The following is a 26,364-nucleotide window of genomic DNA, read 5'->3' as shown; positions in this document are numbered from 1 at the left end:
AGTAAATTTAACTAAAATATCGTAATTAAATTTCATAAAATGAGAATGCCAGAGGTTATAGGCAGTATTAAAGGTAATTAAAAAACCATATTGGAATTTTATTTTTATTAGCTGGTCTTTAATAGACTTAATTTAAGTAAATTTAAAGTAAGTTTTGTCAGATTTTAGTATTTTTTACTTTAATTTTTTGTCGGTTTTGTATTTTAGCTGGGAGAGGTTTTAAATATTAAATAGAAAGTCTAATGTTAATTATTTACTCGTAATTGAAAAATTAAACCTCTGCATATTGGGGGTTATTTTAAATATTTATCGACTATTTTCTTATGTGTTCCATCAGCCTTCATATCGACTAATGCTTGGTTAATCTGATTGATGAGTGACTGCTTGTCGCTAAACGTCTTAGATTCTCGAGAAATGACTAAAAATGCTTTCTTTTCACTGATAGGGAGGGGAAGCCTTGAGACCTGGTCTAATACATCCATATTTAGTAAGTTATACCCTGTTACCAACTCGTGTCCGATGAAAGCGTCGATACGGTCTGCGAGCAATAACTCAATATTATTAACATTGCTAAACGCACTTAAAATATCCATTTTATTCTCACTCGCTGCAGTATCAAAGGCCTCGGAGACTGAGAAGGCTAGTTGTAACCCGATTCTTTTATCATATAGGTCTGTGACATCTTCAAACGTGAACTCAAAGCCTTTTTTAACATAAAGGTAAAATGCGCCATCATGAATGGGCTCTTTATCTGCGTATAGTGCAAATTGATTTCTTTCTTGAGTGAAGAATAAGGCGAATGCGGCATCAGTGCTGCCATATTTCAGGTTCGCTAAAAGCCTTTTCCAAGGTAGATAATCGATTTCAACCTCTACCCCAATTCGCTTTCCGATTTCATACATAACCTCGTTATCAATTCCTACCATTTTACCGTTTTTCTCAAAACTAAAAGGAGGGTAATTCTTCATGCCAAGAACCTTGAGCGTTTCAGTTTCAGCGTTGGCTGAAATAGTAAAACTTGATAAAAAGAATAAAAAAATGAGTTGTAGAGCTTTCTGTAGCATTATTAAGCCTGGTTATTGTTTATATTCTCTGTGTTTATTTGAATGTTCTAAAATGTAATAAACTGGTTTTAATCAGATATAACAATAAATATTAGGACGAAATAACAATAATGTGAATCACGTTCATTTTAAAAAATGTAAACGGCTGAAAATTTCGATAAGTATAAAAATATTGTGTTAAAAGGTGAAGCTTGATTTTTAAACGATAAATTTGAGAAGGTGTTTTTCGAATTTTTGATGCTTATTAAATAATAGGGAAAAATTGTGTGCTGTTAATGAAGGAGAAAGTATTAAATAAAAAAAAGCGAGCTTGTGGCTCGCTTTTTTGGTGCGAGCTTGCAAAGGGATAAGCAAGCTCGTCTAGCAAAAGACTTGTTAGTCTTCGTAGCTATCTATTGGCGGGCACTCGCAGATTAGATTACGATCGCCGTAAACATTATCTACTCGACCTACAGGAGGCCAGTATTTACGATCTTTAATCCAAGGTAGAGGATAAGCTGCTTCCTTACGAGAGTAAGCATGCTGCCATTCTTCACCTAGTAGTGCGTCCGCTGTATGAGGAGCGTTAACAAGAGGGTTGTCTTCAAGAGGCCATTCACCTGCTTGAACCTTCTTCATTTCATTGCGTATCTGAATCATAGAATCACAGAAGCGGTCGATTTCTTCTTGGTTCTCAGACTCAGTCGGCTCTATCATCAAAGTACCTGCAACAGGGAAAGACATAGTCGGCGCGTGGAAACCAAAGTCCATTAAACGCTTAGCAATATCTTCTTCACTGATACCGGACTCTTCTTTAAGAGGACGAATGTCGATAATACATTCGTGAGCAACAGTGTCATTAACACCTGTAAACAAGATTGGGTAATGGTCTTCTAAACGCTTAGCAATATAGTTAGCGTTCAAAATCGCATTGAATGTCGCATCTTTAAGACCACGATCACCCATCATTTTGATGTACATCCAAGTGATAACCAAGATGCTTGCACTACCGTAAGGTGCTGCTGATACTGCGCCATTTTGCTGGTCAGTATTAGAGTTAGCGCCTGCAACAGGGCTAACCGAGTGACCTGGTAGGAAAGGTGCTAGGTGAGATTTAACACCAATAGGACCCATACCTGGACCACCACCACCGTGCGGGATACAGAATGTTTTATGCAGGTTCAAGTGAGATACATCACCACCAAATTGGCCTGGAGGTGCAATACCCAAGACTGCATTCAAGTTAGCTCCATCAATGTAAACTTGGCCACCAAATTTATGAACTGTGTCACATACTTCACGGATATGTTCTTCAAATACACCGTGAGTAGAAGGGTAAGTTGCCATGATGCAGCTTAGGTTATCTTTATGTAACTCGGCTTTAGCTGCTAGATCTTCTAAATCGATGTTACCTTCGTCATCACACTTAACGATGACTACTTTCATACCAGCAAGAGCGGCTGAAGCTGGGTTTGTACCGTGTGCAGAGCTAGGGATCAAACAGATATTTCTGTGCCCTTCACCTAGTGACTTGTGGTACTTCTCAATAGCGATTAGACCAGCATATTCACCTTGCGCACCTGAGTTAGGTTGAAGTGATACTGTGTCATAACCAGTTGCTTTTGAAAGCATCGCAATCAATTCGTCAAGTAGTTGGTTATAGCCAGTAACTTGTGTTTGAGGTGCGAATGGGTGAATACGACCAAACTCAGCCCAAGTAACAGGTAGCATTTCAGATGTCGCATTCAACTTCATAGTACAAGAACCCAGAGGGATCATGCTTTGGTTAAGTGCAATATCTTTAACCTCAAGTTGGTGCATATAACGCATCAACTCAGTTTCACTGTGGTGGCTGTTAAATACAGGGTGAGACAGGATTGCATCAGTACGAAGCATGCCTTCATCGATACCCAAATCTGTACTTGAGTCAGCTAGAGAATCTTCAGTTAATTCAACACCGAAGCACTCTGCTAGATCAACGAGGTCTGTTAAAGACGTCGTTTCGTTAACAGATAGCGACAAGCTGCTATCAGAAGCACGCCATAAGTTGATAAGCTTGTTTTGAGCTGCAAGGAAAATAGCATCTGTTTTACTGCCAGTTTCAACAACTAAAGTATCAAAATGTGAGCTGTTTGTTGTAAAACCATTTTGGTTTAGTGTTTTTGCAAAAGAGTGTGTCAAACTAGCAACGCGTGTTGCAATTTGACGTAAACCAACAGGACCGTGATAAACAGCGTAGAAGCTTGCCATCATAGCGAGTAATGCTTGAGCAGTACAAATGTTGGATGTCGCTTTCTCGCGGCGAATGTGTTGCTCGCGAGTTTGCATAGCCATACGCAAAGCTTTGTTACCATGGCTATCAATAGATACACCGATAACACGGCCAGGCATTGAGCGTTTGAATTTATCTTTAGTTGCAAGGTATGCAGCGTGAGGACCACCAAAGCCCATAGGAACGCCGAAACGTTGTGCACAACCGATAACAATATCAGCACCTAGTTCACCAGGTGATTTAAGTAGTACTAGAGACAATAGGTCAACAGCAACACTTACAAGCGCTTTTTGTTCGTGACATGCTTTAATTAGAGTGGAGATGTCTGATACTTCGCCATCTTTACCTGGGTACTGGAAAATAGCACCAAAGATGTCGTGGTTTGATACGTTTTCAGGCGCATCAACAACGAAGTCGATTTCTAATAAGTCGGCACGTGTTTTAATTACGTCAATGGTTTGTGGCAATAGGTTGTCAGCTACAAACAATAGGTTTGACTTTTTACGATTAGATCTAAGCATTAAGGTCATGGCTTCTGCAGCTGCAGTCGCTTCATCTAACAAAGACGCGTTAGAGATTTCCATGCCAGTTAGATCAATAATCATTTGTTGGAAGTTAAGTAGAGCTTCCAAACGACCTTGAGAAATCTCAGGCTGATAAGGTGTATATGCAGTGTACCAACCTGGGTTTTCTAGTAGATTTCTAAGAATTGGAGCAGGTACAAATGTATCGTGATATCCCATGCCAATAAAAGAACGTGCAATCTTATTTTTAGATGCGATAGCTTTTAGTTCATTGAGGGCATTGGCTTCAGAAACAGGCTGTTGGCTCATATCAAGATTCGATAAACGAATAGCTTGAGGGATGGTTTTTTCGATTAGGTGTTCCAAGCTGTCCACGCCGATGGTGTTCAGCATGTTCTCTTGTTCGACTTTGTCTGGGCCAATATGGCGCGCAATAAACTCGTCATTACCTAATAAATCGCGGATGCACGATGTCATGGCACTGATACCTTTGTAAATTAAAAGAGTGGGCGCCCTGCTCAATAGAGCAGGGAGTGTACAACTGAGAGATCTTACGAAATCAGTAGGACGTCAGTTTGGACTAAGCGATAGCTGCTTCGTATCCAGCTGCATCTAGCAAGTTAGCTAGTTCAGATGCATCAGATAGTTTGATTTTTGCAATCCAAGCGCCGCCAAAAGGCTCGTCATTGATTAGCTCTGGAGTGTCGTCAAGGTCTTCGTTTACTTCAACAACTTCACCAGATATTGGAGCATAGATGTCAGAGGCTGCTTTTACAGATTCAATCAAAGAGAATTGTTCTGTCGCAGTAACTTGTGCGCCAATTTCAGGTAGTTCTACATAAACTACATCACCTAAAAGGTCTTGAGCGTGTTCTGTGATACCTACAGTAACTGTGCCGTCACCATTATCAAGAACCCATTCGTGTGATTCAGCGTATTTTAAATTAGCTGGAGTGTTACTCATAATATTGCCTCTTTATATTAGAGCTTGGGATATAAGCTACCCCAAGCTGATGACCAAAAATTATTGGTTAACGATAAAGTGGGAAGCGCTGGCATAGATCCATTACTTCAGCACGTACGCGTGCTTCCACTTCAGGATTTCCTTCAGGTTTTTCAACTAAACCGTCAAATACATCACTGATTAGGTGACCAATCTTAGTGAATTCTTCAGTGCCAAAACCACGAGTGGTTGCAGCAGGTGTACCTAGACGAACACCAGAAGTCACCATTGGCTTCTCTGTGTCGAAAGGGATACCGTTTTTGTTACAAGTGATACCAGCACGTTCAAGCGCTTTATCTGCTACGTTACCTTTAAGGCCTTTAGGGCGAAGGTCAACAAGCATAAGGTGAGTATCAGTACCGCCAGTCACTACGTCACAACCACGTTCGATCATAACAGCAGCAAGTGTTTTTGCGTTTGCAACAACTTGTTTAATATAGTCGGTAAATTCAGGTTGTAGTGCTTCACCAAATGCAACCGCTTTAGCAGCGATAACGTGCATTAGTGGACCACCTTGGTAACCTGGGAATACAGCAGAGTTGATTTTCTTACCGATATCAAGATCGTTAGTAAGAATCATGCCACCACGAGGACCACGAAGTGTTTTGTGTGTAGTCGTAGTAACAATATGTGCATGTGGTAGTGGTGATGGGTGAACACCTGTTGCAACAAGGCCCGCAATGTGAGCCATGTCTACCATTAGGTAAGCACCAACTTTGTCAGCGATTTCACGGAAACGTTTGAAGTCAATTTCACGTGGAATAGCAGAACCACCTGCAATGATAAGCTTAGGCTGGCTTTCTACAGCAATCGCTTCAACTTGATCATAATCAATGTCTAGCGTTTCTTCAGAAACACCATACTGTACAGCATTGAACCACTTTCCTGATTGCGCTGGCGGCGCACCGTGTGTCAAGTGACCACCGGCAGATAGAGACATGCCTAGGATAGTGTCGCCCGGTTGTAGTAGGGCTAACATTACAGCGCCGTTTGCTTGAGCGCCTGAGTGAGGCTGTACGTTTACAAATTCACAACCGAACAATTGTTTTGCACGGTCAATAGCTAGTTGCTCTGTTACATCAACGACTTCACAACCACCGTAGTAGCGACGGTTAGGGTAGCCTTCTGCATACTTATTAGTAAGAACAGAACCTTGTGCTTCCATTACCGCTTTAGAAACAATGTTCTCAGATGCGATAAGCTCGATACCGGTTTCCTGACGAACGAATTCTTCTTTCAATGTTGCCAGAAGTTCTGAATCGCGTTCAGCCAATGATTGGCTGAAAAAAGCTTCGGTGTTGGCCATGTTTAATTTCCTCTTAATTATCAACTGTGCTCAAAATTGCATGATTTGGCGGGCCACATCATACCATCTAGGCAGTCTAATTCGATGAAAAATCATCATGTTTCTATGAGCGTCAATGAATGTTTGCTTAACGTCCTATGCCAATCATCATACGAAAAAAGTTTCTAATAGGAAACATTTTTTTAAAAAAAGTTTATTTCAGCAAGAAATGCTTGTTTCAGGCTAAGATAACTACTGATATATAGAGGCTTTATTGTAAGAGGTACAAGTTTACGATTAGAAAGTTTTACTTGATAAAAGGGTATTTATCGGGTTACCTTGTTTCTTATTGGAAACAAACAACCCAGAGGTAGAGATGAATAAAACAGCATTGTATAACCTTCATTTAGCAGCAGACGCCCGTATGGTGGAGTTTGCAGGCTATGAAATGCCAGTTCAGTATCCATTAGGTGTAAAAAAAGAGCACTTATGGGTACGTGAGAATGCCGGTTTGTTTGATGTATCGCACATGGGGCAAGTTATTTTGTCCGGTGAAGGTGTTAAAGCAGGTCTAGAGGCTTTAATGCCTGTTGATGTTGAAGGCTTGGCTGAAGGTACTCAAAGATATGGTCTATTCACAAACGCTGAAGGCGGTATTCAAGATGACTTAATGTTCGCTAACTGGGGTGAGCAAGTATTTGTTGTAGTCAATGCGGCTTGTAAAGAGCAAGACATTGCTCATATGCAAAATGCGTTAGGTGAAGATAAAGTTAAAATCATTGATGATCGCTCGTTATTGGCTATTCAAGGGCCAAAAGCACGTGCTGCAATGGCTCGCTTAGTGCCTGAAGTTGCAGATATGATCTTCATGCAGAGCTTGAAGTTTGACTGGAATGGAAATGAGTTATGGGTAAGTTGTTCTGGCTACACTGGTGAAGATGGATATGAAGTATCTGTTTCTAATGATGTTGCTGAAGAGTTTGCAAATGCATTATTGGCTCAAGAAGAAGTTGAATGGATTGGTTTAGGTGCACGTGATTCTTTACGTTTAGAAGCGGGTCTTTGCCTTTACGGACACGATATTGATACAACAACTACCCCTTCAGAAGCAGCTTTGACTTGGGCTGTACAAAAAGTTCGTCGTGAAGCTGGTGAGCGTGAAGGTGGCTTTGCCGGTGATAGTGTTATCTTGCCACAACTTCCACAGGCTACTAATAAAGTTCAAGTCAGCCGTAAGCGTCTTGGTTTTATTGCACAAGGTAAAGCACCAGTGCGTGAAGGTGTTGAAGTCGTCGATGCTGATGATAAGGTCGTTGGTGTTGTAACAAGTGGTGGTTTTGCACCTAGCTTATCTGTGCCTATTCTGATGGCGTATGTTTCTACAGATGCTGACCTAGAAAATGTTTTTGCTCTTGTACGTGGTAAAAAGGTTGCTTTAGAAAAAGCCGCAATGCCATTTGTTACAGCGCGTTACTATCGTGGCTAATCAATAGGTTAGTCTTACTTTAGTGCAAAAGTAGAGGTGGGTGAGCTAACCTGACTCATTTGCTCTCTCTCTGAAACACCCGCCTTGTGCGGGTGTTTTAGTTTTGAGTTTGATAAATCTCTACTATTGAACTCTTATTCATTTGTTTTCTTTAACCTTTAGCTTGATTCAGGCTAAAATTCCGCACCCAGTATGAATGATGAATTCGTTTTTAATGCCTAGATACTTCTATGAGTTGCTGTCAGGCTTAATAAGATAGAGGTTAAGTTTTTTGTTGCAGCCCAAATTTAAAGATATAAAACCTATATGTTCGGTTTCTGTACAGGCTATCTTTAATGAAACCTTTCAAGAAGGATTTAATACCGTGCTTGAAGGTGGTTTTGATGAGCCACTTTATTTGCCTGCTGCATCAAATTCTCCTGCAAAAGTGCTTTTCCGTGATGATTATGTTTCAAGTGCACTGCATGAAATTAGTCATTGGGTTGTGGCTGGTGAATCTCGACGACTACTTGAAGATTACGGTTATTGGTATGAAACGGATGGTCGAGACCTTGCGCAGCAGAAAAAATTTGAGCAGGTGGAAGTTAAACCTCAATCGATTGAGTTGCTTTTGCATTTTGCAGCAGGGTTAAAGTTTCGTGTCAGTGTTGATAACCTTGCTTTGCCCGATTATGACTCTGCACCATTTGAAGTCGCTGTGAAAAAGCAAGTAGAACGCTTTTTGGATGAAGGCTCAGGAGAGCTGCTCCCTGTAAGAGCTGTAAGTTTTATTCGATCTCTGTTTAGGTTTAGAGGTGTGAGCTTTAATGATACCTCTGATTTGTTTAAACACTTAGCAACAGCTGTGTAATTTTGCTTAGTAATAAAAATTTTATTTCTTTTTAAATATATTGAGAATGACATTGAAGATAGTTGTTGATGAAAATATGCCAAAAGTGGCAGATCTGTTTGCTGATATTGCCGAGATCTCTTATGTCAACGGTCGTAACCTGACACAAGCTCAGTTACTTGATGCTGATGCATTATTGGTGAGATCTGTAACTAAGGTTAATGAGAGCCTACTTCAAGACACCCCCGTCAAGTTTGTTGGTACAGCAACCATTGGAGTGGATCATATTGATCAAGCTTATCTGGAAGCATCAGATATAGGTTTTGCGAGTGCGCCAGGCTGTAATGCTGATGCAGTCTCAGACTATGTGATTAGTAGCTTAGGGTATTTGTATTTACAAAAAAATGTTGCTTGGTTGGATGCCAAAATTGGCGTAGTTGGTTTTGGAAATGTTGGGCAAAGAGTGCATAAGCGCTTGGCAGGTTTAGGGTGTGATATTTCAGTATATGATCCTTTTCAATGTCAATTAGCGTACTGGCAAGATAAAACTGTTAATTTTGTTGATATCGAGGATATTATGTCCTGCGATATCATATGTTTACATGCGCCACTTACAAAGGTTGGTGCATATCCAACGCAAAATATGATCTCTAAACCTCTGTTGGATCAGTTAAAACCAAATGCGAGTATTATTTCCGCAGGTAGAGGAGGGGTGATAAACGAAGTCGCTTTGATGGAAAGGTATCATCAACTGTCTGGTAAACTAAATCTAATTTTAGATGTGTGGGCTGATGAACCCAATGTAAACCTTGATTTGTTGAGTTTGGCGGATGTTGGTACACCTCATATTGCTGGCTATAGTTTACAAGGGCGTGAAAAGGGGAGTTTGATGGTTTATCAGGCCTTTTGTAAACACTTCAACCTTGTTGCTAAGCATGATGAGACAACAGCGCTCACCCAAGGCGCAATTTCATTTATTGAACCAAATGTTGCTTTTGATCGTCACAGTGTTCTAGCAAAGGCGTGTCATGCTATTTATAACCCAGCGGCGGATGATGCTAAAACACGACGTAAATTATTGAAAGGTGATCTTGCTAAAGAGTTTGATTTGTTGAGAAAGCACTATGTAGAAAGAGATGAATTTTCTACCTGTAAGGTAGGCGTTGATTATAATGATTTAATAGCCGCTGGCTTTGAAGCGCATAAGTAATAGGTGGATCTAAAATAATTATGATAATAAGAGGTAGAAATGGCAGACGTTGAACAGGTGAGTTTAGATGAGCTTGAGATCTCACTGGGTGCAAATTTGCAGCTTGAGTTCGTACCGTCTGCTGCAAGATATACTGTTAAAATTATTGGTTATATTCCGCGCCGCTCTTTAATCGTAAGTTGTCCTATGGTTAATGGTAAAAATATCTTGGTTCGTGATAATCAATTAGTAATGGCAAGGCTTATGCTTGATACGGCCGTTTGTGCCTTTTCAGCGAAAATTGCAAAAAGCTATCTTGAGCCTGTACCGCATTTGCATTTGAGCTATCCTGAATTTGTAGAGACTTCAGTTGTTCGACAATCAGTTCGTGTTGAAACACGTTTGATATCGGCTGTTGAGCCCGTAAATGATCCAGAATCAATTGGCTTCATAGACTCAGGCTTCTTAGTTGATTTAAGTTTGGGTGGATGTAAGCTGATCTCAAAGAATGATTTTGGCCATGAGGGTAATGTGCTTAACCTAGCATTGAACTTAAATGTTGCTGGATTTAACCAGGTTCTTAAAATCAAATGTGAAATCCGTACGCAAGAAGTTCAAATGCGCGAACAGGTTGAATCTTCAATGCAGGATAATGCCTTTATTAGTAAGATGGGCGCAGATTTTTTATATGTATATGGCTTTAAGTTTATTGACTTAAGTAAGGAGAAAAAGATTCTGCTTACTGCCTTTATTCTGGAGCGCCGCTTGATGCAAAAAGTATAATCAGACGATTCAGTGTTTGGTTGTTTTATGATGATTTCAATTCATTTGCAGACTTGTTTTGTGGGTGGTTTGTTTAAGAGGATTTCATGGCTGAAGTTTTAAAAGTAAGCATGGATGATATTGGTGTGCCATTTGGCTTAAATCTTCAGATTGAGCTGATAGCGACCAAAGAGCGATACAATGTAAAGGTTGTTGGCTGCTTGCCGAATAAAACTTTAATTGTAAGTGCTCCAAGGATTGATGGTAAAAGTATTTGGTTAAGGGAAACCTCAATTATCAAAGCTCGCTTTATGATGGGTACTAAGGTTTGTGCATTCGCTAGCAAGATAGAAAAGGCGTGTAGGGAGCCAGTAGCATATCTTCATCTTGTCTATCCGGATGTTGTAGAAGCTTCGACAGTTAGAAGTGCAGCAAGGCTTGATACCAACTTGATAACATCTGTTGAGCCTATTGCTGAAGGAGGTGTGTTAGATAAGAAAGTCGCAGCTAAACTTATTAATTTAAGTGTAGGTGGTGGACGATTTACATCGAAACATGACCTTGGGGTTATAGGAGATACTTGTCGTGTTGCCCTGCACCTTAATGTTGAGGGCTATGATGAGGTGTTTAAAGTGGACTGTGAGTTATGTTATCGGGAAGAGAGTGTCATGGAGACGCCAGAGCATGACGACGTCCCAGCTAAATCTGTGGTTATGTATACCTTTGGCGTAAAGTTTGTCGACTTAAGCAAAGAACAAATACTATTAATAACCGCTTATATTTATCGTTCTCTTTATGAACAAGGTAAAGTGATTTAAGCGTTCATCTTATAAAGAAAAAGACCGCACCCAATTCTGGGTGCTGTCTTTTTTATTTGCGAATGCGGTCTAAAAAGTTAGCGAAACGCTCCATAGCGGGAAGAAGCTCTTCTATATGAGGGAGAAATACAATTCTCACATAATCGGGAGTTGGCCAATTAAACCCTGTTCCATGAACTAAAAGTACTTTCTCCTGCTGGAGGAAGTCCATTACCAAGTCCACATCGTTTTTTATGTCATAATAGTTTGGGTCCAATTGAGGGAAAAGGTAGAGCGCGCCTTTTGGTTTAAAGCAATTGACCCCTTTAATACTATCAAGCACTTCCCACGCTATTTTTCGTTGTTCGTATAACCTACCACCTGGTTGGGTTAACTCATTAATACTTTGATAACCACCAAGTGCTGTTTGAACGGCGTGCTGGGCTGGTACGTTAGCGCAAAGTCGCATTGATGCCAGCATATCTAAACCTTCTATATAATCCTTGGCTAGATTCTTAGGGCCTGTTAGAACCATCCAGCCAGAGCGGAACCCTGCGGTTCGGTAAACTTTAGATAGTCCGCCAAATGTGATGCAGAGTACGTCATCTTTAGTTAACGTTGCACTTGGTATGTGTTGGGCTTCGTCATAAAGAATGCCATCATAAATTTCATCAGAAAAGATGATGAGGTTATGTTCCTTGGCTATCTGTATAAGCGACTCAAGTGTGCTTTTGTCATACACAGCACCTGTTGGGTTATTAGGGTTGATAATAACCAGCGCTTTAGTTTTATTAGATATTTTCGATTTGATGTCATTTATATCAGGCTGCCATTCATTATCTGGGTCACAACGATAATGCTTAACATAACCGCCAGAAAGAGTGGCTGCTGCTGTCCAAAGAGGGTAGTCAGGTGCTGGGATTAGTATTTCGTCACCGTCGTTGAGTAGCGCTTGCATGCACATCACAATAAGCTCACTGACGCCATTCCCCATCCAGATGTCATTGACATCAACAGAACGTATGCCCATGGCCTGATACTTTTGCATAACTGCTTTACGGGCAGAGTAAAGGCCTTTAGATTCACAGTAGCCTTGTGCTGTTGGTAAGTTATGAATGACATCGACAAGTATCTCGTCTGGCGCTTCAAAACCAAAAGGTGCTGGGTTACCAATATTTAGTTTTAAAATTCTGTGGCCTTCATCCTCCATTCTCATGGCTTCTTTTAGTACTGGCCCTCTGATCTCATAGCAAATGTTTGCAAGTTTGTTTGATTTTCTAATTTGCACATCTAATCCTTGTTATCTAGGTGTCTGCTTTTAAGCGCACCTAAATTTCTTGTGTTCTAGTTTTTTAAGTTTAGTCAAAATGCTTCTAAGGCTACTCTTGTAACAATAAGCGTATATTTGAATCATTAAGAAGTCGTGTCACAGTTTTGCCAGCAACTTCGTTTAATCTTTTTTCTATTTCTTCTTGGCTAGGTAAGGTAGCAAACTCATCAACGACTTCTGAACTATAGCTTGCCTTATAATTCTTTTTGGCTGTTTTTAGGTCGGCCTTTAGGGTGAAATTAATAGTAGCGATGGTTTTTAGCCCTTTGGTCTCAGTGGTATAGGTTAGCTGGGTAATAGTGGCGGCTAAATGAGATGCTGGCTCTTTTCCTTTAACTAAGTTGAATCCAAGTGACTCTAAACCTTGGATAACTTTAACTTTTACACCTTCTTCTAATTTATTACTTACGTAAATGTCTGCATGTTCATTAATAGCTGTGTCTATGCTGCCTATTTTTTCAGCAATCAAGCTGTTTGTGCTTACTTGAATTTGATGTGTGTTAGAAAGTAGGGCAGTTTGCAAAGTGAGGGTAGGTTCAATTGCAACTTTATGGGTTGTATTGGCGCAAGCTGTAAGAAATCCTGCGAACGCAATAAGCATAAGGGGTTTGAGTGACATTTAGGACTCCATTTTGATCGATCTATTTGATTAAATTAGCCTTTTCGGAAAATACTTTAACAGAAATTTTAAAAAACTGTTGATTTTCAGGCTGGTAACAGTAATATACGCCCCCGCTGACACGGCAACACAAACAAGCATGTCCCATTCGTCTAGAGGTCTAGGACACCGCCCTTTCACGGCGGTAACAGGGGTTCGAACCCCCTATGGGACGCCATTAAATGGCAGCTTGAATGTTTGCAATGAAGCAAGTTGAGTGCGGGAATAGCTCAGTGGTAGAGCACAACCTTGCCAAGGTTGGGGTCGCGAGTTCGAGCCTCGTTTCCCGCTCCATTAACTATCAAGGTTTGTTAGTTAAAATCAACAGTGTTGTCCCATTCGTCTAGAGGTCTAGGACACCGCCCTTTCACGGCGGTAACAGGGGTTCGAACCCCCTATGGGACGCCAGGTATTTATGAGTGTAAACCGAGCTTTGCATTCTACAAAGAGTTAGTTCGTTCTCTATTGGATAATAGAGAAGAGCAGAAAGAATTGTCCCATTCGTCTAGAGGTCTAGGACACCGCCCTTTCACGGCGGTAACAGGGGTTCGAACCCCCTATGGGACGCCAATTTACTTAACTTGAAAGTTAGTAAAAATAGTTTATGAAATGCGGGAATAGCTCAGTGGTAGAGCACAACCTTGCCAAGGTTGGGGTCGCGAGTTCGAGCCTCGTTTCCCGCTCCATGAACAGCTGAATGAAAGTTTCAGTAGGGCAGAGATGTCCAATGCACTATGTGTCCCATTCGTCTAGAGGTCTAGGACACCGCCCTTTCACGGCGGTAACAGGGGTTCGAACCCCCTATGGGACGCCATTTAATAAGCTTGCTTGTTGAATGTTTAAAATGCGGGAATAGCTCAGTGGTAGAGCACAACCTTGCCAAGGTTGGGGTCGCGAGTTCGAGCCTCGTTTCCCGCTCCATTTGAATGTGTATAAAGTTTGTTGTGTCCCATTCGTCTAGAGGTCTAGGACACCGCCCTTTCACGGCGGTAACAGGGGTTCGAACCCCCTATGGGACGCCATTTAATAGGCTTGCTTATTGAATGGTTTAAAAATGCGGGAATAGCTCAGTGGTAGAGCACAACCTTGCCAAGGTTGGGGTCGCGAGTTCGAGCCTCGTTTCCCGCTCCATTTAAGTGACAAAGAGTTGAAATAGGGTATAATGCCCGAGAAAATTATGTGTCCCATTCGTCTAGAGGTCTAGGACACCGCCCTTTCACGGCGGTAACAGGGGTTCGAACCCCCTATGGGACGCCATTAACTTAAGCGGTAATAGGTTAATGGTGTTACACATAATATTAATGCCGATTGCTGTCCCATTCGTCTAGAGGTCTAGGACACCGCCCTTTCACGGCGGTAACAGGGGTTCGAACCCCCTATGGGACGCCACTTAATAAGTGTGTTACTTATTACAATGTTTTGCGGGAATAGCTCAGTGGTAGAGCACAACCTTGCCAAGGTTGGGGTCGCGAGTTCGAGCCTCGTTTCCCGCTCCATTATTCGAAAGAATAAAAGTACGTCCCATTCGTCTAGAGGTCTAGGACACCGCCCTTTCACGGCGGTAACAGGGGTTCGAACCCCCTATGGGACGCCATTCTTTATTTGCATATTCATGCACATTTCTATGTAATACCTAGCTCATTAAATTTATCTTCTAAGTAAGCAATAATTAAATTTGCTCTAAGTGGGAAGCTATGACTTGGTTTATCAATTTTGTCGAATCTGATTCTATTGCTGTAACAGATAGAGGCTTTTCCTATGGTGACGGCTTATTTGAAACGCTTTTACTTAAAGATGGAAAAATCTTAACATCTCATTTTCATCAAGAACGTCTATTGAGAGGCTGTCAACGCCTTGCTATTCCGTATAGTTTACATCAGCTTCAATGTGCTTTTGATTTTGCCGAACAGCGTGCGCCTTCGCAAAGTTTAGCCTGCGTTAAGCTCATTATAAGTCGTGGTTCTGGTGGGCGAGGTTATATGCCGCCAGTTGAGCCTAATTTAACGACGGTTATTGGTATATTGCCAGCCCCCGACTATAAGCCTTTAGCGCTAAAAGGTGTCAATATAGCGGTTTCTGATGTCAAGTCTTCAATGAACTCTTCATTGTCTGGGCTTAAACATTTAAATCGGTTAGAAAATGTACTCGCGAAGCAGAATTTAGCGCAATTGAACCTAAATGCAGAGGATATTTTTGAAGCGGTTTTGTTAGATGATAATGGATACATTGTTGAGTGTATTCAAAGCAATATTTTTTGGTTTAAAAATGAGACGTTATTTACACCGATTTTAAATAAAAGTGGCGTACAGGGTACTTTGCGAGCCAGTATTTTCTCGTTAGCAAGCTATCAAATAAATGTTGGTAGTTTCACCTTAGCCGAATTGTTGGATGCAGATGAAGTTTTTATTTGCAACAGTCTCATGTCAATTGTTCCTGTATGCTCAATCAAGACGAGTACTGAAACTGTTTTTTTTGAAAAGTGTAAAAATATAAAACGGCTTCAAACGCTGTTGATACATAATTAAATTTTTGAAGGATTACTTGCTAGATGTTTACCTGGTTTTGGCGTACCGCTTTATTGTTTGTGACTTTATCTGCAATTTTAGCCGCTGTGGTTTATACAAATCTCACTAAACCTATGCAATTACAAGAGCCGGAAAGTTTTGTTGTCGCAACTGGTGCAACAGGTCAAAAAATAGGTCAACAATTAGCCGATAGAGGATGGGTAGTTAACCCTCTGCTTGTTAGAGTTGCTTTTAAGCTTAATCCACAATGGGTGCCAAAGGTTGGTAAGTATCAAGTTGAGCCTGGTATGACACTTCTTACTGCCTTGGCATTATTTGATTCAGGCAAGGCGATTCAATATCAGGTTACCTTAATTGAAGGAAAAACAACGCAAGATTACGTTCAAGCTATGTCTAAGAAAGGTAATATTAAGATGACACTGGAAGGCTTATCTAATCTTGAAATAGCGAATATGCTTTCTTTAAATGTTAAGCACGCTGAAGGTCAGTTTTTTGCTAACACTTACACTTATTCTGAGGGGGATACAGATGCCTCTATTTTGCTGCAGGCCAATAAGAAGCTGAAACAGGTTCTTGATAAATATTGGACAGAACATGATAAGAAGTTGCCCTATAAAAATGCACAAGAATCTTTGATAATGGCTTCTATTGTTGAAAAGGAAACGGGTGCTAAAGAAGAGAGGGCGCGGATTGCTGGTGTTTTTGTAAATCGATTAAATCGTAAAATGAGATTACAAACTGATCCGACGGTTATTTATGGTATGGGCGATAGCTACGATGGAAATATTCGTCGCAAACATTTAAAGCAAAATACCCCTTATAATACTTACCGAATTTATGGGCTGCCTCCGACTCCTATTGCGAATGTAGGAGAAGAAGCGATTAAAGCGGCGCTTAATCCTGAAGCGACTAAGGCTTTATATTTTGTCGCTAAAGGTGATGGCACACATACCTTTTCAAATACGTTAAAGCAGCATAATGCCGCTGTTGCCAAATACCAGCGTTTTCAACGACGCAAAGATTATCAGTCAAAACCTAGCCAAGGTAATTAGTGGCAGGTTAATCGATATTATGATTACAAGAAGGTGAGATGAGAAAAGGTAAGTTTATAACCCTCGAAGGCGGGGAAGGAAGTGGTAAATCAACGTGTATAGATTTTATTAAAACTTGGCTTGATGAAAATAATATTGAGTACATTGTTACTCGTGAGCCTGGTGGTACCCCTTTAGCAGAAGAGATTCGTAGTTTAATCCTTTCTCATCGAGAGGAGACTGTGCACGATGAGACAGAGCTACTGTTAATGTTTGCGGCAAGAAGCCAGCATATTAATGAAAAGATCAAACCTGCTATTGAAGCAGGAAAGTGGGTTATTTCTGATCGTTTTGTTGATTCATCTTATGTCTATCAAGGTGCTGCGAGAGGTGGTGATCTTGCAAAAATTGATCAGTTAGCAGCATGGTTTTTACAAAACTGTAAGCCCGATAGGACCTTGTTATTTGATGTGCCTGTAGAAATAGGCCTAAGTCGTGTTGTTAAGCGAGCTCAGTCCGATCGGCTTGATGACGAGCCTATTGCTTTTCACCAAATGGTGAGAGAAGCATTTCTACAAAGGCTAAAAACAAATGATCATTATTGCTTGATTGACGCTGCACAATCTATTGAGCTAGTGAATCAAGATGTTAAAGCACAGCTTGAGCAGTTAAAGGCTTCATTTTGAATGATTTAGCTACTGCAAGTTTGCCTGCCTGGTTGCAATCGAGTCAGCAAGAAATTGGTGAGTTGAAGTCTAAACAAGCCTTATCGCATGCCTTGTTGTTAATGGGTAAAGATGGTGGTGGTCAGCATGTACTTGCTAGTCAACTTGCCTTTGATCTTTTATGCGATCAAAAACACTTAACCAAAGCTTGTGGTGAGTGTCATTCATGTCGATTGAATCAATCAGCTACTCATCCAGACTATCACTTCTTAGACGGTCGGGATGGCGTGATTAAAGTGGATGATATTCGTAAAATTATTGCGAAAGTTGCGACCAGTCCTCAAGTGAGTCATGCTAAAGTTGTGATTTTAGCACAAGCATCAAGCATGAATATCAATGCAGCTAATGCTGTGCTTAAAGCCTTGGAAGAGCCGCCCGCTGGCACTTTCTTTATTTTGACTGCGGATGCTACAAGTCAATTAATTGCAACGGTTAGATCCAGATGTTTGCTTATTAATCTTCCTGAGCCGAGTAATGAGGAAAGTGATACCTGGCTTGAGCAGCTTGAATTAGAAGACGATGTAACTGCAATTCGCTGGGTGACTCAGCAGCCATTTACTTTGTTTCAATTGGCAAAATCTGGCAAGAGCTTACTCTATAAAGATATTCCAAATAACTTAGCGCAATACCTTAAAGGTGAGATGAGTGCTGATCTTGTATTAAGCAAATTGGATGCTAAAAATAGTGCTGACTTTCTCACTGCATTTTCCGCTTTATTTCATCAATGCATTTGCTATTCAACAGGTGCTCAGGTACCAAATCAAGATCAAATAAAGGCTTGTATGGATGCATTGCTTGGTCGTTTAGGTATTCATAAATTAATGGATTGCTTTGCACGTTTGCAAAACTTAAATGATAAAACGCATAAAACAAATTTAAACCTTCAGATACAACTTAAATCTGAGCTTATTTATTGGCTTTCTTAATTATGTTAATCGATACCCACTGTCACTTAGATAAACTTGATTTATCGCCTTACAATAATGATTTGAAACTTGCATTAGACTCTGCCTGTGAGGCTGGTGTTAAGCAAATAATGAGTATATGTGTCGACTTAAGTGAAGTTGACCAAATATTGTCCTACACAGAATATGCTGGTGTTTATGCAAGTGTTGGTGTTCATCCTTTACATGCAGAAGGTTTGATTACTCAAACTGATGAATTAATTAAGCTTTTATCTCATGAGAAAGTTGTTGCTGTTGGTGAGACGGGGTTGGATTTTTTTTATGAAAAATCTAAAGCTTTACACGATAAGCAGGTAACTAGTTTTGCTTTACATTTAGAGGCTGCAAAAGAAACAAGCCTACCTGTTGTTATTCACACCCGTGATGCTAGGGAAGAAACAATGAGTTTAATTCGTCAGCATGGCAATATTGATGTTGGTGGTGTTCTACATTGTTTTACTGAGTCATATGAGATGGCTGCAGCAGCATTAGATGAAAACTATTTAATATCTATTTCTGGTATCGCGACCTTTAAAACGGCAAATGAACTTAGGGATGTGATTAAAAAGCTACCATTAAGTTCTTTATTGGTTGAGACTGATTCCCCTTATTTGGCGCCAGTACCTTATCGAGGTAAGAAAAATGAGCCTAAATATGTCGCTCAGGTGGCTCAGCTTGTTGCTGATGTAAAAGGCCTGCGTTATGAGGCTGTGCTTGAGCAGACCGCTGAAAACTTTCATCAAAAGTTTAATAAGGTTCAGCCCAGTAATCAGCTTATATTGAATCAGGATTAGTCGTTCTTTTTCACTCAAACTCTGGCCTCATTCAATTCACTATTTTAAATTTTCTTTACCGAATTGATTGATTTAAAAACAAAAAATACAAATTTAAATGGACTTTTCGCTCGCTGTTTTAAAAAAGAATGATAGTCTTTAGGTATAACGCCAGCGTATGAATTCGTTGGTGAGCGATATGTTTGTTGTTATTAGGAAGGTGTTTCATGTCCAAAATAGTCAGTCCACTACCTCTTTCGTCTCTGAGCGCTAAAGTGCCAGATGATCATTTATCTTTTTCTAGTTTAAAGGAGTTGGATGCGTTAAGTGGTATTTTGGGTCAAGAGCGAGCCATAGAAGCAATACAGTTTGGTGTGGCTATGCGTAGACCTGGTTACAACGTTTATGCAATGGGTGAGTCTGGTACAGGGCGCTCATCATATGTCTCGAATTACCTCAAGAGCGAAGCTAAAAGACAGGCTGCGCCAAATGAATGGACTTATGTAAATAATTTCTCAGATAACAGGTCTGCTAAAGCGCTGAGCTTTGAACCTGGTAAGGCTAAAGTTTTTGAGCAAGAGTTGCGTGGCTTTATTGATGGTCTCATGGCAACCTTTCCAGCTGCCTTTGAACATCCTAACTATCAGCAGCAAAAAAGTGCCATTGATAGAGAGTTCAACGAGCTTTACGAAGCTGCATTAACCAAAGTTGAAAGGGCTTCAATGCGCATGGGGGTTGCCATGTTTAGAGATGCAAGCTCTGTTAGTTTTGCTCCTATGCGTGATGGTAAGGCGATGGAGGATACAGAATTTGCATCATTAAGTGATGATGAACGTGACGCTTTTCAAGAGGGTGTATCTGAACTTGAGAAGCTGCTAAATGATGAACTGCTTAGTTTGCCTCAATGGAAAAGAACAACTTACGAGAGTATTAGGCTGTTAAATCTTGCGACAGTAGAAGAATCCGTTGAGACACTAATTCAGCCATTATTTGAAATGTACGCTGATAATGATGCTGTAACGGCTTACCTTAAAGCAATGCGTGAGGATTTAGATAAGACCCTTATTGATCAAATGATAGATGATAAGGCATCCGAGAATCGCGATGAAGTCAGTCGTCGTCAGGTTTATGAAGAGTTATACCTGCCAAATATTGTGGTAACTCATACTCTGGATGGTGGTACACCGGTTGTTTATGAGGCTCATCCGACTTACCGTAATTTATTTGGACAGGTTGAATATAGTAGTGAGCAAGGTCTGCTAATTACGAGTTATAGACTTATTCGCTCTGGTAGTTTGCATGCAGCGAATGGCGGCTATTTGATTCTTGATGCCGATAAGCTTATGGCTGATCATTATTTGTGGGAGGCATTAAAGCGTGCGTTAAAATCTAAGACCCTGAAAATTGAGCAGCCATATGCTGATATGGGCCTTATGAATACCACAACGCTTGTTCCTGAAGAAATACCGCTTCAAGTTAAAGTGATATTGATAGGTTCACGTGAAATTTACTATTTACTGCAGGATTTAGACCCTGATTTTCAGGATATGTTTAGAGTCTTGGTGGATTTTGATGACAGCCTTAAACGTAATGCAGATACGGAATATGCGTTCGCTAGACTATTGAAAGACCGAATTGCAAAAGAAGGTTATGCAGATGTGAGTCGAGATGGTGTAGCAAGCCTGATTGAGTATTCAAGTCGTCTTGCCGAGCATCAAAAAGAGATGGTTGCAAAAATCGGTGATGTATTTGAATTGCTTGGTGAAGCAGATTTTGTCCGTGAAATGGCAAGAGATGAAGTTACTACCTCTGATCACATTAAACGCGCGCTTAAAGCTAAAATGCATAGAACTGGGCGTGTCAGTGAGAAAATTATTGAGGAAATTCTAGAGGGTACTGTTTTATTGGATAGTGAAGGTACGGCTATCGGTAAAATCAATGCGTTAACTGTTATGCAAATTGGCGATAGTAGTTTTGGTGCGCCAGCTAGAATATCAACCACTGTTTACCCTGGCGGTAAAGGTATTGTTGATATTGAAAGAGAATCAAACTTAGGCCAAAACATACACTCAAAAGGTGTTCTGATTTTATCAGGTTATCTTGGTAGTAAATATGCTCAAAAATACCCTCTAGATATTTCTGCTTCAATTGCAATGGAGCAAAGTTATGGCTATGTGGATGGTGATAGTGCTTCTACGGCTGAATTATGTTGCTTGTTATCGGCGATGGTGCAGTTACCATTACGTCAAGATCTTGCTATCACAGGTTCTTTGAATCAGTACGGAGAAGTGCAGGCTATCGGTGGCGTTAATGAAAAAATTGAAGGCTTTTTTAATGTTTGTAATGCCCGAGGTTTAACTGGTACGCAAGGTGTATTAATTCCAAAATCAAATGTTAATAATTTGATGTTAAATGACGATGTTCGTGATGCGGTAGAACAAGGTAAATTCTCGGTATGCGCCATAGAAACAGCGGATGAAGCGTTACATATACTTACAGGCGTTGAGCCAGGTTTGCCAGATGAGGAAGGGATTTATCCGGAAGGGACGATTAATGCCATGGTGATTGATAAGCTAGAGACCTTGTCAAAACTTGGTGATGATGAGGATGAAGACGAGGAAGATGGCGATAGCAAACAAGATAAAAATAAAGCTAATGAAAAGTTAGATAAAAAATAAAAATCAGGTTAGATTTCAAGTTTTTAGTTAAGGCTCTAATGAGTTTGATTGAATTAAAGGCAATAAGTCGTTGGGCTTATTGCCTTTTTAGTTTCTTGCATGAGTGCGTTTCATTATTCTAACTGTGCAATCTAATTCGACTAAGCCAAAGAAGGTGTAATACTTCTCTTGGTCTTTTATGTAACTGGCAGTTTCTTTTCGATTGCTTGGCAAGTGGCGTTTTAGTACTTTTCCTCTTTGGAAGGTTTCAGCTTGTCTAAAATAGGCTAATGCGGCTTTATCAGTTTCGGATATTGCGTCAATATCAGCACAAATGGCAAAGCTAGGTGTTGAATAACCAAAACTGAACATAACGATACCAACAAAGGGTATGAGTTTTAGTCTTCTTGCTTGTATCATAAGGGATCCATTTGTGGGCTTAGCGCTCAATTTTATGTAATTACTTAATATCAATCTAGATTTATATCGTGCTTGACCTCATTTTCTTTGTCTAAGCTTGTATACTTCTAGCAAAATAATCTTTAAATCTACAGGAATTTGTAACGTGAGAATCAAGCAGTTTGCCGCCACCTGCCTTTGTCTGATTTCTACTTCTGCTTTTGCTCAAGGTAGCTGTGAAGAAACAGATTTATATCGATATATGGATGATTTAAAGACCGAGCTTAAGTCTTTCTCATTTGAAGTGAAGACTGGTAATTTATCTGCCGCCTCATCTAGGCTTGATGTAATGCTAGACTTATTAGGAAAATCTCGTGCTGAAGAGCCCTTTCTATTTAGAGAAAAGGGTTTAGAAGGAGATGAGCTTGCATTACGTCAATCTCAATATGAAAAGGGAATTGATAGATTAATTGGTCAGATGAAGAGAATTGAAACAGCAATTACACAAAATGATACTGCTGCAGTTAAAGGGTTATTATCTGATGTGGGTAAAAGCCGTAAAAAAGGGCATAGGGCATTTAATGGAGACTGTTAATAATCGAGCTTTCTAAGTTCGATTGGTGACCTAATCTGTTAAGGCTGTTACAATCCCGCTGGTAATAAGTGAGGACATCATGGCTCGTACAAAAAAATCGCGTACTATGCGCGGAAAATTGGGAAAAACTGGCTCCAAAGAACAGATGAAAGAGCAGAAAAAAGCGCTTAAATCTAAAGGTGTTAGTAAGTTTCATAGTAAAAAGAACAAATTACGTAAAGAACAGGCTCAAAAGAAGCTTGTTCGTTTAGGATTGGCACCTGAGGTGGAAGAGGCTGTACAAGCTCCTCGCCCTCGTAGGTTCACTTATGTTCCTAAAAAAACTGAGCAAGAAACGCCTGTTCAGGAAAAATCAAACGAAGAAAGTAATGAGCTTTCAGTTAATGATTTGATGGATGCGTTTACTGAGCTGGAATAATTGCTCAATACTTTTTGAAAGGGCTGCCACGGTAGCCCTTTTTTTATGTAAAATAGCACCCCATAAATGGAAGATAGAAATAATAAAGAGTGTGTTTTTATGAATGAAAAGGCGAGTGTTCCAATAGCCAGTGTGCGTTATCTTTTACAAGCTGCCCAAGATCAAGGTGTTGAAACAGATAACTTATTGGAATCCTTAGGTGTGAGTGTGAATGACATTGCACAAATGGAAACCTTTCCTGCTTATAAATACGGTATGTTATATCAGAGTATGATGTGGCTAATGCAAGATGAGTCTTTTGGTATGCTTGCTGGTGGTAAGATTCCAAATGGTACTTTTAGGATGATGTGCTACTGTATTATTCATGCTAGAAGTCTAGCTCACGCCTTATATCGCATAGGTGATTTCTACGAAATATGTCGTGGCGCCACAGTAAAACCTACCTTAGTAAAAAAAGGGCGTTACGCCAAAGTGACTTTAGGTCAGGTCGCTTCATCAGAAACTGAAATTGATAGTTTAGTCCAAACTCAATCTAGCGAAACTATTCGTACTACTTTGTCTATGTGGCACCACTTTATAAGTTGGTTAATTGGTAGGAGGCTGTCATTAAAGGCCGCTTATTTCACAACACCTAGACCACAGGATGTTGAATACTATAAAACGCTTTTTCAGTCTGAAGTTAAATTCGATCAGCATGCCAATGCTATTATTTTTCCTGCAAGCTATCTCGAAATGCCGATTGTGCAAACAGATGATAGTCTGAGAAGCTTTTTGAAAACCGCGCCATATCAACTTCTGGTAATGGTTGATAATGACAACAGCCTCAAGTCTCAAGTTATGGCTATGTTAGGTAAAGATTTCTCACGTGAAATGCCAAGCGCTGAAGAAGTCGCAAGTGTCTTAAATATGAGTGTGTCGACCATGCGTAGACGCCTGACAGAAGAAAATACTTCTTATCAGAAAATAAAAGATGAATGCCGTAAAGAGGCTGCAATCACTTATATGAATGCACCGCAATTAAGCATTAATGATATTGCCAGTCTTATGGGGTTTGATGAGCCTTCAGCATTTTTTAGATCGTTTAAAAAATGGACAGGAATGACGCCTGGTGAGTATAGAAAAAGCGAAGAGTATATGAAGCTGGATAAAGCTGAATCGTCAAAAAATAACTAACAAAATCATATTCTTAAACGTGTTTTCAGTCTCTTTTTTACCTTTGCGTGAGCTGTTTTGTCATTAATATAGGGAAATAATGTTATTGAGAGCTTGAGCTTTTTTGACCATTCTATAAAACATCGATAATAGTTAATAAACGGTTAATAGACTCGGAGACAATAATAATGAGCGAGTACCGCTATCCTTTAAATGACATTTTATTTAGCTTAAATGAAATTGCTGGTTTGGCTCGACTTAACGCCCACAGGGATGAAGAGGTTGATGCCGATTTAGTTGAGGCGATTCTAACTGAAGCAGGCAAACTTGCTGAGCAATGTATTGCCCCTTTAAATCATGCAGGCGATCAAGAAGGGTCAAAAGTAGTAAATGGTGATGTTCAAGAAGCTGCTGGTTTTAAAGAGGCTTTTCGAGAATATGTGGAAGGAGGTTGGTCATCTTTAGCTGGTTCTGAAGAGTTTGGTGGTCAAGGCCTACCATTCTCATTAGCAGCGGCAGTCAATGAAGGTGTTATGTCTGCAAACCTTGCCTTTTCCCTGTGCCCATTATTAAGTCAAGGTTCAATTGAAGCGATTGAAACACACGGCTCTCAATCCCTTAAAGATAAATATCTTCCCAATATGATCAGTGGTGAATGGACTGGTACCATGAACCTAACTGAACCCAATGCAGGCTCAGACTTAGCTGCAATTGCTGCACGAGCCGTCCCTAAAGATGATCATTTCCTTATCAGTGGACAGAAAATCTTTATTACTTGGGGTGACCATCAAATGACAGATAATGTCATTCATTTGGTATTGGCTCGCTTACCTGACGCTCCAACTGGTGTAAAGGGTATCTCTTTATTTTTAGTTCCTAAGTTTTTAGTGAATGATGATGGATCATTAGCCGATCGTAATGATGTAACTGTGGTTTCTGTTGAGAAAAAGCTTGGTATACATGCTTCTCCAACATGTGTCATGAGCTTTGGTGAAAATGAAGGCGCAATTGGTTACCTAGTTGGTCAAGAGCATCAAGGCATTATGGCTATGTTTACCATGATGAATAATGCAAGACAGGGGGTTGGGCTTCAAGGTTTAGCTATTGCTGAGCGTGCGTATCAACAAGCACTTGATTATGCAAAAGAGCGCGTTCAAGGAATGAGTGCTGATCGAAGCAAAAGAGCACCTATCATTGAACACCCTGATGTATTGCGTATGTTGATGACAATGAAGTCGCAAATAGATGCAATGAGATCTCTTGTGCTAAGTGCGGCAGTAGAAATTGATTTGGCTAATTCTACAGAAGGGCCGGAGCAAAGAAGTCACAAGGAAAGAGTTAACATGTATACCCCAATTGTTAAGGGGTGGATTACAGAGCAAGCGCAAGAAATTACTTCTTTAGCTATTCAGGTTCATGGTGGTGTTGGCTTCATTGAAGAAACTGGTGTAGCTCAGCATGCCAGAGATGCGCGGATTTTACCTATTTATGAAGGTACAAATGGTATCCAAGCTCTCGATTTAATCGGAAGAAAAATGTACTCTGACAAGGGCTTAGGTTTTAGTAACTGGATAGAAGACCTGACTGCAGAAGTGCAAGTGGCTAAAAGCTTAGGCATCAAGGGTACTGATAAAGTGTTAATTGCACTTGCTGAGTTAACACTTTCGAAACAGACTTGTTTGAATCAAATGAAAGAAGATGCTGTATTAGGTACTGGCTCGGCTTATGCCCTAATGATGCAAACTGGCTATGTTGTTGGTGCTTGTTTACAGATTAAAGCCTTGGCTAAACTGCCTGATTCAAACTTATCTGATGAACAAAAAGCATCTTGGCATCAATCTGTAGGGTTTTATATTCAGCAAATTTTGCCTAGAGCGAATGCTCAACACCAAACTATTCTTTCTGGTTTGGAAAGTGTTTCTGCTTTATCAGCGCAAAGCTTCGAACGATAAAGTATCCCCCCTAGT

Annotated in this window: 22 protein-coding genes and 13 tRNA genes; 28 read left to right on the top strand and 7 right to left on the bottom strand. The window is 40.3% G+C overall.

The genetic code is table 11. The features are described 5' to 3' along the window. Positions 1-293: 293 nt before the first annotated feature. The 4 genes from TW85_RS15520 to glyA all read right to left on the bottom strand — a co-directional run bounded on the left by TW85_RS15520 (position 294) and on the right by glyA (position 6,148). Positions 294-1,064, bottom strand: coding sequence for a transporter substrate-binding domain-containing protein (locus tag TW85_RS15520; RefSeq protein WP_046018033.1), 771 nt, complete (start codon positions 1,062-1,064; stop codon positions 294-296). A 375-nt stretch (positions 1,065-1,439) separates the two neighbouring features. Further along, positions 1,440-4,316, bottom strand: a complete 2,877-nt coding sequence (gene gcvP / locus TW85_RS15515; RefSeq protein ID WP_046018032.1) for an aminomethyl-transferring glycine dehydrogenase — start codon at positions 4,314-4,316, stop codon at positions 1,440-1,442. 103 nt (positions 4,317-4,419) lie between these two features. After that, entirely contained in the window at positions 4,420-4,803 is a 384-nt protein-coding gene (gene gcvH / locus TW85_RS15510; protein WP_046018031.1) for a glycine cleavage system protein GcvH, read from the bottom strand. Between the two features lie 67 nt (positions 4,804-4,870). Continuing rightward, positions 4,871-6,148, bottom strand: coding sequence for a serine hydroxymethyltransferase (gene glyA, locus TW85_RS15505; protein ID WP_046018030.1), 1,278 nt, complete (start codon positions 6,146-6,148; stop codon positions 4,871-4,873). 328 nt (positions 6,149-6,476) lie between these two features. Between glyA and gcvT the strand changes: the two genes are divergently transcribed. The 5 genes from gcvT to TW85_RS15480 all read left to right on the top strand — a co-directional run bounded on the left by gcvT (position 6,477) and on the right by TW85_RS15480 (position 11,211). Beyond that, the gene (gcvT, locus tag TW85_RS15500; RefSeq protein WP_272947168.1) at positions 6,477-7,613 is read left to right on the top strand and encodes a glycine cleavage system aminomethyltransferase GcvT; all 1,137 of its coding nucleotides are present in this window, start codon (positions 6,477-6,479) and stop codon (positions 7,611-7,613) included. 271 nt (positions 7,614-7,884) lie between these two features. Then, positions 7,885-8,463 carry an elongation factor P hydroxylase gene (locus TW85_RS15495; RefSeq protein WP_238326229.1) on the top strand — a complete coding sequence of 193 codons (579 nt, stop codon included), beginning with the start codon at positions 7,885-7,887 and terminating at the stop codon, positions 8,461-8,463. A gap of 52 nt (positions 8,464-8,515) precedes the next feature. Next, positions 8,516-9,652 carry a 4-phosphoerythronate dehydrogenase gene (locus TW85_RS15490; RefSeq protein ID WP_046018091.1) on the top strand — a complete coding sequence of 379 codons (1,137 nt, stop codon included), beginning with the start codon at positions 8,516-8,518 and terminating at the stop codon, positions 9,650-9,652. A gap of 39 nt (positions 9,653-9,691) precedes the next feature. Then, a complete protein-coding gene (locus TW85_RS15485; protein ID WP_046018028.1) occupies positions 9,692-10,414 on the top strand; it encodes a flagellar brake protein in 723 nt (240 codons plus the stop codon). A gap of 86 nt (positions 10,415-10,500) precedes the next feature. Further along, entirely contained in the window at positions 10,501-11,211 is a 711-nt protein-coding gene (locus TW85_RS15480; RefSeq protein WP_046018027.1) for a flagellar brake protein, read from the top strand. A 52-nt stretch (positions 11,212-11,263) separates the two neighbouring features. On the opposite strand, the gene TW85_RS15475 is transcribed toward TW85_RS15480, so the two are convergent. Beyond that, the gene (locus tag TW85_RS15475; RefSeq protein WP_046018026.1) at positions 11,264-12,478 is read right to left on the bottom strand and encodes a pyridoxal phosphate-dependent aminotransferase; all 1,215 of its coding nucleotides are present in this window, start codon (positions 12,476-12,478) and stop codon (positions 11,264-11,266) included. Positions 12,479-12,569: 91 nt separating this feature from the next. Further along, entirely contained in the window at positions 12,570-13,139 is a 570-nt protein-coding gene (locus tag TW85_RS15470) for a YajG family lipoprotein (RefSeq protein WP_046018025.1), read from the bottom strand. A gap of 141 nt (positions 13,140-13,280) precedes the next feature. On the opposite strand from TW85_RS15470, the gene TW85_RS15465 reads away from it, so the two are divergent. The 19 genes from TW85_RS15465 to TW85_RS15375 all read left to right on the top strand — a co-directional run bounded on the left by TW85_RS15465 (position 13,281) and on the right by TW85_RS15375 (position 21,854). Further along, positions 13,281-13,356: transfer RNA gene (locus TW85_RS15465), tRNA-Glu, on the top strand. A gap of 41 nt (positions 13,357-13,397) precedes the next feature. After that, positions 13,398-13,472 (top strand) — tRNA-Gly (locus TW85_RS15460). A gap of 38 nt (positions 13,473-13,510) precedes the next feature. Further along, positions 13,511-13,586 (top strand) — tRNA-Glu (locus TW85_RS15455). A gap of 86 nt (positions 13,587-13,672) precedes the next feature. Then, a tRNA-Glu gene (locus TW85_RS15450) sits at positions 13,673-13,748 on the top strand. A gap of 41 nt (positions 13,749-13,789) precedes the next feature. Further along, a tRNA-Gly gene (locus tag TW85_RS15445) sits at positions 13,790-13,864 on the top strand. Between the two features lie 52 nt (positions 13,865-13,916). Continuing rightward, a tRNA-Glu gene (locus TW85_RS15440) sits at positions 13,917-13,992 on the top strand. Positions 13,993-14,024: 32 nt separating this feature from the next. Next, positions 14,025-14,099: transfer RNA gene (locus TW85_RS15435), tRNA-Gly, on the top strand. 25 nt (positions 14,100-14,124) lie between these two features. Further along, positions 14,125-14,200 (top strand) — tRNA-Glu (locus tag TW85_RS15430). Between the two features lie 34 nt (positions 14,201-14,234). Next, positions 14,235-14,309 (top strand) — tRNA-Gly (locus TW85_RS15425). A 50-nt stretch (positions 14,310-14,359) separates the two neighbouring features. Then, a tRNA-Glu gene (locus TW85_RS15420) sits at positions 14,360-14,435 on the top strand. 56 nt (positions 14,436-14,491) lie between these two features. After that, positions 14,492-14,567 (top strand) — tRNA-Glu (locus TW85_RS15415). Between the two features lie 32 nt (positions 14,568-14,599). After that, positions 14,600-14,674: transfer RNA gene (locus TW85_RS15410), tRNA-Gly, on the top strand. Positions 14,675-14,696: 22 nt separating this feature from the next. Continuing rightward, positions 14,697-14,772: transfer RNA gene (locus TW85_RS15405), tRNA-Glu, on the top strand. Between the two features lie 100 nt (positions 14,773-14,872). After that, positions 14,873-15,703: an aminodeoxychorismate lyase gene (gene pabC / locus TW85_RS15400; RefSeq protein ID WP_046018024.1), complete on the top strand. Its 831-nt coding sequence runs from the start codon at positions 14,873-14,875 to the stop codon at positions 15,701-15,703. Between the two features lie 23 nt (positions 15,704-15,726). Next, entirely contained in the window at positions 15,727-16,755 is a 1,029-nt protein-coding gene (gene mltG, locus TW85_RS15395; RefSeq protein WP_046018023.1) for an endolytic transglycosylase MltG, read from the top strand. A 38-nt stretch (positions 16,756-16,793) separates the two neighbouring features. Next, positions 16,794-17,420, top strand: a complete 627-nt coding sequence (gene tmk / locus TW85_RS15390; protein WP_046018022.1) for a dTMP kinase — start codon at positions 16,794-16,796, stop codon at positions 17,418-17,420. Then, entirely contained in the window at positions 17,417-18,385 is a 969-nt protein-coding gene (locus tag TW85_RS15385; RefSeq protein WP_052702234.1) for a DNA polymerase III subunit, read from the top strand. Before tmk ends, TW85_RS15385 begins: the two co-directional genes overlap by 4 nt. Before the next feature lie 2 nt (positions 18,386-18,387). Then, entirely contained in the window at positions 18,388-19,197 is an 810-nt protein-coding gene (locus TW85_RS15380; protein WP_046018021.1) for a TatD family hydrolase, read from the top strand. A gap of 206 nt (positions 19,198-19,403) precedes the next feature. Continuing rightward, the gene (locus TW85_RS15375) at positions 19,404-21,854 is read left to right on the top strand and encodes an ATP-binding protein (RefSeq protein WP_046018020.1); all 2,451 of its coding nucleotides are present in this window, start codon (positions 19,404-19,406) and stop codon (positions 21,852-21,854) included. 87 nt (positions 21,855-21,941) lie between these two features. Here TW85_RS15375 and TW85_RS15370 read toward each other — a convergent pair whose 3' ends face one another. Beyond that, complete coding sequence (locus tag TW85_RS15370; protein ID WP_046018019.1) at positions 21,942-22,253, bottom strand: hypothetical protein; 312 nt, start codon at positions 22,251-22,253, stop codon at positions 21,942-21,944. Between the two features lie 145 nt (positions 22,254-22,398). Between TW85_RS15370 and TW85_RS15365 the strand changes: the two genes are divergently transcribed. The 4 genes from TW85_RS15365 (at position 22,399) to TW85_RS15350 (ending at position 26,349) form a co-directional block, all read left to right on the top strand. Then, complete coding sequence (locus TW85_RS15365) at positions 22,399-22,827, top strand: cytochrome b562 (protein ID WP_046018018.1); 429 nt, start codon at positions 22,399-22,401, stop codon at positions 22,825-22,827. Between the two features lie 79 nt (positions 22,828-22,906). Further along, on the top strand, positions 22,907-23,245 hold the full coding sequence (locus TW85_RS15360) for a hypothetical protein (protein ID WP_046018017.1): 339 nt from the start codon (positions 22,907-22,909) through the stop codon (positions 23,243-23,245). A 99-nt stretch (positions 23,246-23,344) separates the two neighbouring features. After that, positions 23,345-24,418: an AraC family transcriptional regulator gene (locus tag TW85_RS15355; RefSeq protein ID WP_046018016.1), complete on the top strand. Its 1,074-nt coding sequence runs from the start codon at positions 23,345-23,347 to the stop codon at positions 24,416-24,418. Between the two features lie 167 nt (positions 24,419-24,585). Then, entirely contained in the window at positions 24,586-26,349 is a 1,764-nt protein-coding gene (locus TW85_RS15350) for an acyl-CoA dehydrogenase family protein (RefSeq protein WP_046018015.1), read from the top strand. Positions 26,350-26,364: the final 15 nt, after the last annotated feature.

It is taken from the genome of Marinomonas sp. S3726, assembly GCF_000967665.1.
In the GTDB taxonomy this organism is placed as follows: Bacteria; Pseudomonadota; Gammaproteobacteria; order Pseudomonadales; family Marinomonadaceae; genus Marinomonas.
Note: the sequence above shows the minus strand (reverse complement) of the source record. Positions and strands in the feature narration are given on the sequence as shown.